The organism is Nitrosomonas sp. Nm166, assembly GCF_900112825.1.
Lineage (GTDB): Bacteria > Pseudomonadota > Gammaproteobacteria > Burkholderiales > Nitrosomonadaceae > Nitrosomonas.
The window spans coordinates 1-14,368 of sequence record NZ_FONE01000031.1 but is presented as its reverse complement, the minus strand read 5'-3'; the positions used below and the strand labels follow the sequence as shown (position 1 = coordinate 14,368).

The 14,368-nt window shown below is 43.8% G+C and carries 13 protein-coding genes; 7 read left to right on the top strand and 6 right to left on the bottom strand.

The annotated features are described in order from the left end of the window. The first annotated feature begins 4 nt into the window (after window positions 1–4). The 5 genes from BM021_RS09730 to BM021_RS09710 all read left to right on the top strand — a co-directional run bounded on the left by BM021_RS09730 (window position 5) and on the right by BM021_RS09710 (window position 4,336). Entirely contained in the window at window positions 5–937 is a 933-nt protein-coding gene (locus BM021_RS09730; protein WP_090720847.1) for a bestrophin family protein, read from the top strand. Between the two features lie 166 nt (window positions 938–1,103). After that, window positions 1,104–1,646 carry a chorismate--pyruvate lyase family protein gene (locus BM021_RS09725; protein ID WP_090720846.1) on the top strand — a complete coding sequence of 181 codons (543 nt, stop codon included), beginning with the start codon at window positions 1,104–1,106 and terminating at the stop codon, window positions 1,644–1,646. After that, on the top strand, window positions 1,643–2,512 hold the full coding sequence (ubiA, locus tag BM021_RS09720; protein ID WP_090720845.1) for a 4-hydroxybenzoate octaprenyltransferase: 870 nt from the start codon (window positions 1,643–1,645) through the stop codon (window positions 2,510–2,512). The genes BM021_RS09725 and ubiA overlap by 4 nt, the downstream gene beginning before the upstream one ends. Before the next feature lie 12 nt (window positions 2,513–2,524). Then, entirely contained in the window at window positions 2,525–3,988 is a 1,464-nt protein-coding gene (ubiD, locus tag BM021_RS09715) for a 4-hydroxy-3-polyprenylbenzoate decarboxylase (protein ID WP_090720844.1), read from the top strand. Between the two features lie 3 nt (window positions 3,989–3,991). Continuing rightward, entirely contained in the window at window positions 3,992–4,336 is a 345-nt protein-coding gene (locus BM021_RS09710; protein ID WP_090720843.1) for a DMT family protein, read from the top strand. Between the two features lie 3 nt (window positions 4,337–4,339). Here BM021_RS09710 and truB read toward each other — a convergent pair whose 3' ends face one another. The 5 genes from truB to rimP form a co-directional block, all read right to left on the bottom strand. After that, complete coding sequence (gene truB / locus BM021_RS09705) at window positions 4,340–5,290, bottom strand: tRNA pseudouridine(55) synthase TruB (protein ID WP_090720842.1); 951 nt, start codon at window positions 5,288–5,290, stop codon at window positions 4,340–4,342. 14 nt (window positions 5,291–5,304) lie between these two features. After that, entirely contained in the window at window positions 5,305–5,688 is a 384-nt protein-coding gene (gene rbfA / locus BM021_RS09700; protein WP_090720841.1) for a 30S ribosome-binding factor RbfA, read from the bottom strand. Between the two features lie 27 nt (window positions 5,689–5,715). Beyond that, on the bottom strand, window positions 5,716–8,361 hold the full coding sequence (infB, locus tag BM021_RS09695; RefSeq protein ID WP_090720840.1) for a translation initiation factor IF-2: 2,646 nt from the start codon (window positions 8,359–8,361) through the stop codon (window positions 5,716–5,718). 89 nt (window positions 8,362–8,450) lie between these two features. Further along, a complete protein-coding gene (gene nusA, locus BM021_RS09690) occupies window positions 8,451–9,923 on the bottom strand; it encodes a transcription termination factor NusA (protein ID WP_090720839.1) in 1,473 nt (490 codons plus the stop codon). Window positions 9,924–9,949: 26 nt separating this feature from the next. After that, window positions 9,950–10,378 (bottom strand): ribosome maturation factor RimP, encoded by a 429-nt coding sequence (gene rimP / locus BM021_RS09685; protein ID WP_090720838.1) that lies wholly within the window; start codon window positions 10,376–10,378, stop codon window positions 9,950–9,952. A 295-nt stretch (window positions 10,379–10,673) separates the two neighbouring features. Here rimP and acs point away from each other — a divergent pair, with 295 nt between their 5' ends. Further along, window positions 10,674–12,644 carry an acetate--CoA ligase gene (gene acs / locus BM021_RS09680; protein ID WP_090720837.1) on the top strand — a complete coding sequence of 657 codons (1,971 nt, stop codon included), beginning with the start codon at window positions 10,674–10,676 and terminating at the stop codon, window positions 12,642–12,644. Window positions 12,645–12,691: 47 nt separating this feature from the next. Then, window positions 12,692–13,660, top strand: coding sequence for an MBL fold metallo-hydrolase (locus BM021_RS09675; protein ID WP_090720836.1), 969 nt, complete (start codon window positions 12,692–12,694; stop codon window positions 13,658–13,660). A 110-nt stretch (window positions 13,661–13,770) separates the two neighbouring features. On the opposite strand, the gene BM021_RS09670 is transcribed toward BM021_RS09675, so the two are convergent. Then, window positions 13,771–13,989 carry a C4-dicarboxylate ABC transporter gene (locus BM021_RS09670; protein WP_090720835.1) on the bottom strand — a complete coding sequence of 73 codons (219 nt, stop codon included), beginning with the start codon at window positions 13,987–13,989 and terminating at the stop codon, window positions 13,771–13,773. Between the last annotated feature and the right edge of the window lie 379 nt (window positions 13,990–14,368).

Here is a 14,368-nt window from a genome sequence, read left to right as displayed (position 1 = left end):
TGTCATGATTGTTAAAGGTAAAGTTTCATGGATACGCTTGCTGTTTCATTTCAGGGGCAGCAGTTTTATGGAAACGTGGCCGCGGATTCTTACCGCTACGGTAGTCGCAATCGTCGTTACTTATGTCGAGCTGTACTACAGTATCCAAGAATATACCCTTACAACAATACCTTTCACTCTAATAGGCGTAGCACTCGGTATTTTTTTGGGTTTTCGTAATAATGCTGCTTACGATAGATTCTGGGAAGGGCGCAAACTTTGGGGGGGAGTGGTCAACACATCGCGTAGTCTGACACGCCAAGCCTGCTTTGTTTTAAATTCTTCGAATAGCAGTGAGGAATTGCAGCATTTCCGGCAAGTTTTTGTCAAACGCGTGATTGCGTTTGCGCATGCGTTGCGTTGTCACCTGCGCAATGAAAATCCTGCAGAGGAAATTAAAAAATTTTTACCAAACGAAGATTGGGTTAGTGTTCTAAAATCCACACATCGACCGCTTGCTATTTTGCAGCAATTGGGTCGTGATCTTGCGGTTGCACGCAACCGAAGCTGGCTACATGAATTTAATTTTCCATTGATGAATAACCAGCTTAATGAACTATCCAATATTCTTGGTGCCTGTGAGCGCATCAAAAATACGCCAATACCGTTCAGCTATTCCGTTTTGATTCACCGCATCGTGGCTTCCTATTGTTTATTCCTGCCGTTTGGGCTGGTTGAAACGACCGGCATGCTGACACCGGTGGTTGTGCTGCTGATTTCTTATGCGTTCTTTGAGTTAGATGCCATTGGTGATGAAATTGAGGATCCGTTTGGCTTGCAACCAAACGATTTGCCACTGAAAGCAATTTCTAGGAATATTGAAATTAACTTGCTTGAATTGATTAACGATCCTGATCGTTCGGAACCTATCAAACCTGAGGATGGTATTTTGATGTAATAATACAAAAGCATGTAACCGCCGATAGTCTTTCTCTGCACTTCGAACATTCAAGTATCAATTGATTGTATAATCCCATTCCAATATTTTCTCAAAACAACTTTGCTTGTCCTTTCTTCATATAAGAATTTCACATGCAACAATCCCATTTGCTCGCTTTGCCTCGATGAACAGCGCTTCTTCGTCGGCGTGGAATGCTACTTTAGTATCTGTTTCATACCGCCAACGCAATTGGCTGCAGGATTGCGGCTCACTGACGCGCCGTATCCAAGATCGCTGCACTCACTTTCGTGTTCAGCCGGTATTTCAGTCGCTTAACAAAATATATGACGATGAATTAGATATTATGGGATTGCGCCAGTGTGAGCTGGCGATGGTGCGGGAAGTTTATCTTTATTGTGGAAGTATGCCGGTAGTGTTTGCACATTCCGTTGTGGCGCGCAAGGATTTGCGCGGTGCGTGGCGAGGGTTAAGCGGATTAGGCAATAAATCTTTAGGAACGGTTTTGTTTACTAATCCCAAGATCAAACGCACACCGCTGGAATTTAAGAAAGTCAGTCGCGGCCATTTTCTTTATGATCGTGCGTGCGCCCAATTGCCAGCAAAACCGGCAAATCTGTGGGCGCGGCGTTCATTGTTTACGCTGCATGGACAATCGATTTTAGTAACGGAAGTATTTTTACCAAGTATTTTGGATTTACCATTGTGAGCACTGCAGATCGAATTAAAATTTACGCGCAATTGATGCGTCTGGACAAGCCGATCGGAATATTGCTGTTGCTATGGCCGATGCTGTGGGGGCTGTGGTTTGCAGCGAGAGGATTGCCTGATTGGCACATTCTCATCATTTTCATTCTGGGTACGATATTGATGCGCTCGGCTGGCTGCGTCATCAATGATTTTGCCGATCGGAGAATCGACCCGCACGTCGAACGCACCAAAAATCGCCCCATGGCGGCTGGTCAAGTCAGTACTAGAGAAGCTTTATTACTGGCGGCGGGATTGAGTTTGATTGCATTCTTACTAATTCAACCTTTAAATCAATTAACTATTTTGCTCTCAGTACCAGCGCTTTTTCTGGCGGGAACCTATCCGTTCACCAAACGTTTTTTTGCCATGCCGCAGGCTTATTTGGGTATTGCATTCAGTTTCGGCATTCCGATGGCTTTTGCTGCGCAGACCAACAGTCTGCCGGCAGTTATCTGGATATTGATGTTTGCTAATCTATTTTGGGTAATTGCCTATGATACGGCGTATGCGATTGTCGATAAACCGGATGATCTGAAGATTGGCATCAAAACTTCTGCGATCACCTTCGGACAATTCGATGTGCTGGGTGTAATGCTGTGCCATGCCTGCTTTCTCGCAATCATGCTGGTGATCGGGCAAATGCAGCAAATGAACCTGGCGTATTACATGGGGTTGATGATTGCAGTAGGATTGATTGCATACCAATACACACTGATTCGCAATCGTGACCGAGCGCTGTGTTTTAAGGCATTTTTGCACAATAACTGGGTAGGTATGGTCGTGTTTATTGGCATTGCGCTCGATTTTGTCATTTTTCCGAGCTAAAGGATATTTCCCATGCAATATAAAGATCTGCGCGATTTTATTGCGCAACTGGAAGCGATGGGTGAGCTTAAGCGCATCAAAACGGAAGTTGATCCGGCACTGGAAATGACGGAAATCTGTGATCGTATTCTGAAGGCGCAGGGCCCGGCGGTATTATTTGAACATCCCAAGGGGCACACGATACCGGTGCTGGGCAATCTGTTCGGCACACCCAAACGAGTGGCGTTGGGGATGGGGCAGGAAACAGTCGAAGCGTTGCGCGAAGTCGGTAAGTTACTAGCCTATTTGAAAGAACCTGATCCGCCGAAAGGACTGAAAGACGCCTGGGATAAATTGCCGGTGTTGAAGCAAGTGCTGAATATGGCGCCAAAGCAATTGAACAGTGCGCCGTGCCAGGAGATTGTGTGGGAGGGTGGTGACGTCGATCTACGCCGGATTCCGATTCAAACCTGCTGGCCAGGCGATGTTGCGCCGCTAATCACGTGGGGTTTGACAGTAACTCGCGGGCCGAATAAAACCCGGCAGAATTTAGGCATTTACCGCCAACAAGTGATCGCTCCGAATAAAGTCATCATGCGCTGGCTGGCGCATCGAGGAGGGGCACTGGATTTTCGTGAATTCAGTTTGCTGAATCCGGGCAAACCGTATCCATTGGCGGTTGCTCTCGGTGCTGATCCGGCAACCATCTTGGGTGCTGTGACGCCGGTGCCGGATTCCTTAAGCGAATATCAGTTTGCCGGCTTATTGCGCGGGGCCAAAACAGAGGTAGTGAAATGTATCGGTAATAACCTGCAAGTGCCAGCGAGTGCGGAGATTGTGCTGGAAGGCGCGATTAGTGCCGGTGAAACTGCATTGGAAGGACCTTATGGTGATCACACTGGTTACTATAATGAACAGGAGACTTTCCCAGTGTTTACCATCGAGCGGATCACGATGCGCCGTAACCCGATTTATCATTCCACGTATACCGGCAAACCACCCGATGAACCTGCGATTCTCGGTGTAGCACTAAACGAAGTGTTCGTGCCATTACTGCAAAAACAATTTCCGGAAATCACTGACTTTTACTTGCCACCGGAAGGATGTTCATACCGTATGGCAGTGGTGAGCATGAAAAAGCAGTACGCCGGGCATAGCAAGCGCGTAATGTTTGGCATCTGGAGTTTTTTGCGTCAGTTCATGTACACCAAATTCATTATTGTCACTGATGACGATATCAACGTGCGCGACTGGAAAGAAGTGATCTGGGCCATTACCACCCGCGTTGATCCTGCGCGCGATACCCTGATTGTTGAAAACACACCGATCGATTATCTGGATTTTGCCAGTCCGATCTCTGGATTGGGCGGAAAGATGGGACTGGATGCAACGAACAAATGGCCGGGTGAGACGAACCGGGAGTGGGGGATGCCGATTGTGATGGATAATGCAATTAAGAAGCGGGTAGATGCAATATGGCAGGAGTTGGGAGTTTGATAGATGCGCGAGATTTGGCACACCATCATTCTTTTATCCTTCAGTAATATATTCATGACCTTTGCCTGGTATGCCCATTTGAAGGAACTGAATCATAAACCGTGGATTATTGCTGCCCTGATCAGTTGGAGCATTGCATTTCTTGAATATATGTTACAGGTTCCCGCCAACCGGATTGGCTATACTGTCCTATCGGTTGCACAACTCAAGATACTGCAGGAAGTGATTACACTGACTGTATTCGTTCCATTCGTTCTGCTGTATTTAAAGGAGCCCCTGAAACTGGATTATTTATGGGCTGCGCTGTGTATGGTGGGTGCGGTTTACTTTATGTTTCGCACTCGCTAGCCATCAAGGATTTACCAATAGGCGTTTTGCGGCTATTTTCTGCTTGTCGGTAATTTCGCCCAACCCCAGGAATTGTTGCTGGTGATCGTATAAACGCACGATATTTCCTTCGGGCATACTGTGGACATCCGGTGGGTTAGAGATGATACGCCCTTGCCGGATGTGTAGTGCTGCTGATTCATTCAAAATAACGGCTGGAAATTCTTGTAATAAACAATCAACCGGTAGTAAACAGTCATCCCGATCCATTGTATCCATTGCTTCCAATGTCGATAAAGCTTGAGCCTGAAACAAATCAAAACTGTCGATAGTCGTGCGCCGCAGTTGCGTCAAATAAGCACCGCCGCAGCCTAACGCTCTACCAATATCCTCTGCCAAGGTTCGGATATAAGTACCAGTTCCGCATTCAATATGCAATTGTAACTCATTGTCTATCAATGACTTAATTTGTATGTCATGAATGAGAACTTCACGTGCTGGACGTTCAATCACTTTGTTATTTCTTGCATAAACGTATAATGGCTTTCCCTGATGTTTCAGCGCACTGTACATCGGCGGCACTTGTCTGATTCTGCCAATAAAGCATTTAAGCACTTGCTCGCACTGAGACGGCGTTGGATTTCCAGCATTTGCTGTGAATTGGCTGATTTCACCTTCCGCATCTCCTGTCGTGCTTATAAAACCAAGTCTTAATGTCGCTTCATAGGTTTTATTAGCACCCAGTAACACCGATGAAAATTTGGTCGCTTCGCCAAAGCAGAGTGGCAGCAATCCGGTTGCCATCGGATCGAGTGTGCCAGTATGACCACACTTGGCAGCAGAAAAAATTCGTTTTGCGATTTGCACAGCTTTATTGGATGAAATACCGTATGGTTTATCCAATAAGAGAACACCGCTGATATTTCGTTTAATAGATTTAATCGTCTTGCTCGGCGGGATTTTAGCCTGCAGCATGTGCACGCTTTGTTTTAACTGTCAGAGTCTGTTGGGCGGGTAATGTTATCTTGAGCGATTGCTTCATCAATCAATTTCGACAAACGAACGCCACGTTCAACTGATTCATCATAAATAAACTGTAGCTGCGGCGTAACTCTTAATTTCATCCGATGAGATAGATTTGAGCGCAAGAAACCTTTCGCATGCTCAAGTCCGTTTTCTACCAGCAATTTCTCTTCTTTACTTCCTAGCATCGTATAAAAAACCTTGGCATGGCTATAATCACGCGTCACTTCGACAGCAGTGACTGTAATTTGCCCAACACGCGGATCTTTGATTTCGTGCTGTATCAGATCTGCTAATTCACGCTGGATCTGATCAGCTACGCGTAATGTGCGAGAATAGTCTTTAGGCATTAAGATTGTCTCTGCTTAAAGCATGTGTTATAAAGACCGGGCTGTTTCAACAATTTCATAAACTTCCAGTTGATCACCCACCTGAATATCACTGAAGTTTTTTAAGGACAAGCCGCACTCAAATCCTTCTCTGACTTCTTTAACATCATCTTTAAAGCGTTTCAGTGAGTCCAACTCACAGCTGTGTATTACCAAACCATCTCGTAATACTCTGATCAGTGAATTCCTTTTAATGATACCATCCACAACATAACATCCAGCAACTGCGCCTACCTTAGGAATGCGATAAATCTGACGAATATCAACCAGACCGATGATATGTTCTTTACGTTCAGGCGCCATCATGCCTGAAAGTGCAGCTTTAATCTCATCGACGGCTTCATAAATAATGTTGTAATATCGTACATCCACGCCGGTTGATGCGATCAACTTGCGAGCACTTGCATCTGCACGTACATTAAAGCCTATCACAACCGCCTTTGAAGCAAGCGATAGATTGATATCTGATTCAATAATTGCACCAACCCCGCTGTGAATAATATTTACCTTTACTTCATCGGTTGAGAGTTTCTGCAATGCGTAGGCCAGAGCTTCACAAGAGCCTTGGACGTCTGTCTTGATTATCAAGGATAAAACCTTAACATCTTCTTGTTGATCAAAAACATTCTCAAGTTTTGCAGCTTGCTGCTTGGCAAGTTTCACATCACGATATTTACCTTGTCGGAAGAGGGCGATTTCTCGCGCCTTGCGTTCATCATCCAGCACAAAAACGGTCTCACCGGCTTCAGGTACTTCTGATAAACCCTGAATTTCAACCGGAATGGATGTGCTTGCCTGCTTGATCGCTTTACCATTCTCATCATTCATGGCACGCACCTTACCGTAGACTGCGCCAGCCAATAAAATATCACCGCGTATTAAAGTTCCCGACTGCACCAGAATAGTGGCTACCGGACCACGTCCTTTATCCAGGCGAGATTCGATCACCACACCTTTAGCTGGTGTTTTTGTGGGTGCCTTTAATTCCAACACTTCAGCTTGCAGCAATATACTTTCCAGTAAGGCATCGATCCCTTGACCGGTTTTGGCAGATACCTCGACAAACATCGTATCACCCCCCCAATCTTCTGGAACCACTTCATGTGCAACCAGTTCATGCCTGATTCGCTCGACATTTGCTTCCGGCTTGTCTATTTTATTTACCGCAACAATGATAGGAATTTTTGCTGCTTTTGCATGATGAATGGCCTCGATGGTTTGAGGCATGACACCATCATCGGCAGCCACTACCAGAACGACAATATCGGTAATTCTGGTACCGCGTGCGCGCATTGCAGTAAATGCTTCATGTCCCGGTGTATCCAGAAAAGTAATCATGCCATGACCCGTTTCTACATGATAAGCGCCAATATGCTGTGTGATACCACCTGCCTCGCCCCCTGCAACCCGAGTACGACGAATGTAATCTAATAAAGAAGTTTTGCCATGATCAACGTGTCCCATCACTGTTACCACGGGTGCCCGAGGAAACAATTCTGCCTCAGCGATAGATGCTTCACTATCAACAAGGAAGCTTTCAGGATTATCCATTTCTGCATATTTGGCAATATGGCCCATTTCTTCAACGACAATCATGGCGGTATCCTGATCCAGCATTTGATTAATGGTTACCATGCTGCCCATTTTCATGAGCACTTTAATGACATCAGCCGCTTTAACTGACATTTTTTGAGCCAGCATGCTCACAGAAATTGTTTCTGGCACCATAATCTCGCGCACAATAGGTTCGGTAGGTGCAGAAAAGCCATGAATATTCTGATCTTCTACATGGGTGGGCTTACTATGCTTCTCTCTGCGGGTTGTACGCCATCCTAGGCCAGCGGAAAGATCGCCGCGAGTTTTAACGCTTCGTTTCTTGGTACTTTCATCCTTCCACATCACTTGCTGCTTGACTTGTTTCTTTTTTTTCTCTGTTTTTTCTTCAGATTTTCCAGCAAGCTTGTGCAGTGTTCCATCAGTAGAAGTAGCGGGCAACTGAGCTTCACTTTGCTGTTCAGGCTCAGTTTTTTTGACAGGCTCTGATTGAATATTAACTTCCGGTTCTGCAGCTACAAGGGGTACTGGTTTAGCCAACTCTGCTGCTTCAGCAGGGGCTGTTACCTGTTCACTCTTGTTTGTTTCCTCAGCAGTTTCAATTCTTTTACGTGCTCTTTTTTGTCTAATTTCCTCAGCCTGACGTGCAATTAATTCTGCTTGTTTTCTTGCTTCTTCATTACGTAATGCCAGTTGTTCCGCATCAATGACCGATTCTCTAATTGGTGGATGAATTGTTTCAGATCTGGTTGCTGCTATTGGGATGGATTCCAGATCTCCAGGAATTGGTTTTGTCAGGACACGTTTTTTTCTAACTTCCACCTGAATGGTTCGCGCTCGACCAGTACTATCAGATTTTCGGATTTCTGAAGTTTGACGGCGAGTTAAAGTAACTTTGCTTTTGGTTTCAGTGGATCCATGAGTTCTTCTAAGATAATCAAGTAGTTGAGCCTTATCTTGCTCTGTCAGACTGTCTTCCGCTAACATTTTTTTTACGCCAGCAGCTTTAAGCTGTTCCAGCAAGACTGCTGGCAACAACCCCAGTTCATTAGCAAATTGTTCTACACTCATTTGAGCCATTTATAACCTTTCAGCAATTAAAACTTCAAGCAGGTTTTCATCAAAGTAAATAGTCAACTACACTTTATAATTGATATTCATGATTTAAATCAAGTAAACCACGGTTCACGGGCCTTCATAATCAGCCGGTTTGCACGTTCCGTATCGATACCGGTCATTTCTACCAAATCATCAGCAGCTAAATCAGCCAGGTCAGCTTGCGTATTAATACCTCGGGATGCCAATTCCCGAACAATATTGATATCCATACCCTCTAATGAAAGCAAATCTTCAGCGACATGTTCTACTTTCTCTTCATTAGCAATAGCATCTGTTAAAAGTACATTACGGGCTCGATTCCTGATTTCATTTACAGTTTCTGTATCTAATGATTCAATTTCCAGCATCTCATTTAATGGCACGTAAGCTACTTCTTCCAATGTAGCAAAGCCTTCCTGGACAAGTATTTCTGCGATCTCTTCATCAACATCCAATTTTTGCATAAAAAGCTGGCAAGTCTGTGATGCCTCTTTTTCATGCTTGGCTTTAGACTCTTCCACTGTCATGATGTTCAACTCCCAGCCCGTTAACTCTGAGGCAAGTCGAACATTTTGCCCACCGCGGCCGATTGCTTGTGCCAGATTATCGTCATCTACCACAATATCCATGCTGTGTTTCTCCTCATCGACCATGATGCTGCTAATTTCTGCAGGTGCCAGCGCGTTAATAATAAAAGTAGCTGGATCATCTGCCCACAAGACAATGTCTACACGTTCACCGGCCAGCTCACTAATAACTGCCTGTACTCTAGATCCACGCATACCTACGCAAGTGCCAATCGGATCAATGCGCTGATCATTTGATTTAACTGCAATTTTAGCGCGCGATCCCGGATCTCGTGCAGCTACCTTAATTTCTAACAAGCCTTCCTCTATTTCCGGTACTTCCAGTTCAAACAGTTTCATCAGAAATTCGGGAGTAATACGGGAAAGCTTTAATTGCGGTCCTCTCGAAGCACGGTCAATTTTATATAAATACGCGCGAACTCGATCCCCCACCCGCAAGTTTTCTTTAGGTATCATTTGATCGCGTGGCAATTCAGCTTCAATTTTTCCGGATTCAATAATGGCATTGCCGCGTTCCATGCGCTTTATTGTTCCGCTGACCAGATAATCCTCTCTTTCAAGAAAATCGTTCAGTGTTTGCTCACGCTCTGCATCACGTATCTTCTGGAATATTACCTGCTTCGCTGCTTGCGCACCAATACGTCCGAACTCAATGGGTTCTAATGGTTCTTCAATATAACCACCTAGGTGAATATCCGCATTGATTTTTTGAGCATCAACTAAAGAAATTTGGCGGGCAAGATCCTCCACAGCACCGTTTTCTACCACTAACCAACGACGAAAAGATTGATAATCTCCCGTTACTCTATTAATGGAAATACGTGTTTCAATATCTTCTTCAAACCGTTTCTTTGTAGCAGACGCTAGTGCAAGCTCTAAGGCTGTGAAAATAACTTCTTTTTCAACAGCTTTTTCACGTGCTAGTGCATCAACTAACAGTAAAATCTCGCGGCTCATAGTCCTCCAGCCAAATTTTTATTTACCTACAATTTTGGAACCAAACGAGCTTTTCCAAGGTTACTCAATTCAAGGTCTAACAATTTTCCTTCGACTTCAAGTTTTATTATGCCATCATTTACTTCCCGCAAAATTCCCACAAGATTTCTTTGCCCCTGGATAGGAACGCGCAGTTTTAATTTAATCGTTTCTCCTTTAAAACGGAGAAAATCTGCTTCTTTCCTCAAAGGCCTATCAAGCCCGGGCGAAGAAACTTCTAATCGACCATAATCAATATTCTCAACAGCTAACAGCCGACTCAAATGGTTACTGATTGCAACACAATCGTCAATGCTGATGCCACCTTCTTTATCTACAAAGATTCTTAATAATTTGCTGTGCGCTAGTTGTTCCACTTCAACCAACTCATAACCCATTCCTTTCAGAGTTGTCTCTAGTAATTCTTCAAGTGTCATAGCTCCGCCACAAATAAAAAATGGGCTAAAAAAGCCCATCGCATTTATTGTTAAATTCTATCAAAAATTTATAAAATATGAAACACAAAGTTCGATAGATGAAATATCTACTTGATTCTAATGCCGATATTAACTATCGCTATTAATTCTTATTTTTCTGATAATTAATTTAATCTAACCACTAAAAATATGAAAAAGTATATGCAAAGTAGGAGGTGCAAATTACAAGCAAATTACAAAGCGTGCCAATGATACAATCCGTTTCAGCTTATCGAACAAAATACGGAGAAATAGCATGCCAACCATTGAGTCAGTTCTAAACGAAACTCGTATTTTTTCACCTTCCGGTATATTTGCTCAAAAAGCAAATATACCCGATATGCAAACATATCAAGCGCTATGTTCAGAAGCAGAACTGGATTATCAGAATTTCTGGGCCAAGCAAGCGAAAGAGCAGATTGTCTGGCATAAGCCTTTTGCAAAAATACTGGATGATCGAACTCCGCCGTTTTATCAATGGTTTGATGATGGTGTATTGAATATTTCATATAACTGCCTTGATCGACATTTAGCAACACAAGCCGATAAGATTGCTATTATTTTTGAATCTGATAATGGCGAAGTCATACAAGCAACTTATCGGGATCTTCATCAGCGTGTTTGTCAGCTTGCCAATGCGCTGAAATCAAGAAATATAAAAAAAGGGGATCGTGTCATTATCTATATGCCCATGCGCATCGAAGCGGTGGTGGCCATGCAGGCTTGCGCGCGCATTGGTGCAATTCATTCGGTGGTATTTGGTGGCTTTTCTGCCAGAAGCTTGCATGAGCGCATCACCGATGCTGGTGCAATAGCAGTCATCACGGCCGATGAGCAGTTACGCGGCGGCAAACACAATCCGCTCAAAGCTACCGTTGATGAAGCTATGGCTATGGGCGATACGGCATCTGTCAAGCTCGTCGTTGTTTATAAACGAAGTGGTGCAGCAATATCATTTGATCCAACACGAGATGTCTGGTGGCATGAAATTACACAAAATGCCAGCGCACATTGCGAACCGGAGTGGGTCAATGCTGAGCATCCTTTGTTTACTTTGTATACCTCTGGTTCAACAGGTAAGCCCAAGGGCGTTCAACATTCCAGCGCAGGTTATTTACTAGGAGCCAAAGTGAGTATGCAGTGGGTTTTTGATTACAAACCTACTGATATATTTTGGTGCACCGCGGATGTGGGTTGGATTACTGGCCACAGTTATGTTGCTTACGGACCTCTTGCCGTGGGGGCTACTCAGGTAATTTTTGAAGGAATTCCCACTTATCCGCATGCCGGACGTTTTTGGGAAATTATCGAAAAGCATCGCGTAACTACTTTTTACACCGCGCCCACTGCAATTCGTTCATTGATCAAGCAGGGAGCTGATCTACCCGCGCAATATGACTTATCTTCACTACGATTACTGGGTTCAGTAGGTGAGCCCATTAATCCCGAAGCCTGGATATGGTTTTATGAAAAGGTAGGACAATCTCGCTGTCCTATTGTTGATACTTGGTGGCAAACTGAAACAGGCTGCCATATGATCGCACCAATGCCGGGCGCTGTTGCACTCAAGCCTGGCTCATGTACTTTTCCGTTGCCAGGAATTTTTGCAGCTATTGTAGATGAAGCAGGTCATGAAGTGGAAAATGGCAAAGGTGGCTTTTTAGTGATCAAAAAGCCTTTTCCTTCCCAAATCCGCACACTCTGGGGTGATCCGGAACGCTTCCAAAAAACTTATTTTCCAGAAGAAATGGGTAGTGGAAAATATTATCTGGCAGGTGATTCTGCATACCGTGATACGGATGGTTATTTCTGGATTATGGGACGCATTGATGATGTTCTGAATGTTTCCGGGCATCGCTTAGGGACGATGGAAATCGAATCCGCCCTGGTGGCTCATCCATTGGTCGCCGAAGCTGCCGTGGTCGGTAAGCCACATGAGATCAAGGGTGAAGCAGTCATTGCCTTTGTTGTATTAAAAGGACAGTATCCGCAGGGAGAAGAAGTTGTTCAAATTACCGAGACATTGCGTGATTGGGTGACAAAAGAAATTGGTCCAATTGCAAGGCCTGAAGAAATCCGCTTTGGAGAAAATCTACCGAAGACCCGATCTGGTAAAATTATGCGCCGATTATTGCGCGCACTCGCCAAAGGCGAAGAAATAACCCAGGATATTTCTACGTTGGAAAATCCAGCCATTCTTGAACAGTTGAAACATCCATCCAAATAACGTTAAGCACGGTCACTACAGACAGCCTGCGAATAAACCAGAGAATCATGTCATTACCACTTGTTACCGATTATGAGCATGGCATCAGCGCCATTGACGCACAATTTCATCGTCCCAAACGAGCAGCGATTCACCTGCTCGTTGAAAAAGGCATGGCTGCGCTCATTGATACCGGCACATCCTTTTCCATTCCCGGTGTCATCGAATCACTTAAGCAAAAGAATATTTCAACTGAAGATGTTGCTTATGTCATATTGACGCATATCCATCTTGACCACGCCGGTGGAGCAGGTGAGTGCATGCGTCTTTTCCCGAATGCCAAATTGGTTGTTCATCCGCGTGGTGCCGGCCATATGGCAAATCCTGTGCGACTTGTAGCTGGCGCAATGAGTGTGTACGGGGAGGTGGAATTTAAACGGGTGTATGGTGAGATTCACCCGATTGATGCCAGTCGGATTATTGAAGCACCTGATGAAAGTCGTATTGACCTTAATGGTCGCTCATTACTGTTCCTCGACACTCCCGGCCATGCTCGCCATCATAATTGTATTTATGATGAGCGCAGCCGATCTTTTTTTACAGGCGATACTTTTGGTGTTTCGTATCGGGAACTGGATGTCAATGGATTGGAATTCGTATTTCCTACTACTTCACCCGTACAATTTGATCCTGATGCGGCGCATGTCTCAATCGATCTTATCATGAGCTATAAACCACATTATGCTTATCTGACACACTATAGCCGCATTGGTCATTTACCATACCACGCTGAATCTATGCACAAGCTGGTTGATGCCCATGTAGATATTGCTCAACAAGCAAAAGACGCTGGAGCTGATAAGCAGTTAGTGATCTCAGAAGCTTTGAAGTCGCTATTGATGCAAAAATTATCGAAACATGGTTGTCAATTACCACAAGCAGAAATCAATGAGCTACTTCGTTCTGATATTAAGCTTAATGCGCAAGGATTGATTTACTGGCTTGAGCATCCGACTGATAGGTTCAAAAAAATATGATTTGATGGGCTGTTAACTTTTGCTGAAGAAAAGACAAGTATTTTAGAAAATATTAGATGGGTTCTGTGTGGATAATTGAATAAACACAGAACCCATTAATCTAAGAATCTTTATACCGTAATTTTCTTTCCGCGATAATCTACTTTAGTCTTGGATGAACCAAATGCCAGCGTAATCGTCAAGTAGCTCAGATAAAGGATAGCTCCGAGAATGACATCTGAAATAACCCATTCCATCATAGAATATGGCAACTCAAACAGCGATAAAATACCAAAAAAAGTACCACTAATAACTAATGCCGAAATTGCAAATATTTGACTTGTTTTCACTAAAATCTCCTTAAATAAATTTATTAGTGTTATTAAGTTTGCGAACATAAGATAATTTTCTTCACAAAAAGTTCACACTTAATTCACATTATATTCACATTTTTAATTAATTTAAACAGAAATAATTTTTATATTTAAACTCATTAACTTATATTTCTTATGAAAAACAAATTAGATTTATAGATGAATAGAGAACTTTGCACGGTCAGAGCCAGTTTCAGATGCGATTAATGATATAATAGTGTTTTTAATCATACAATTGAGTTAATTGATATGAGCTTTTCGGAATTTGATGTCACCCGCCGCACTCGCAAAGGAAACTTTCTCAAACAAATCGATCACCTGATTGATTGGACACCGGTAGAAAAAGCAATCGCCC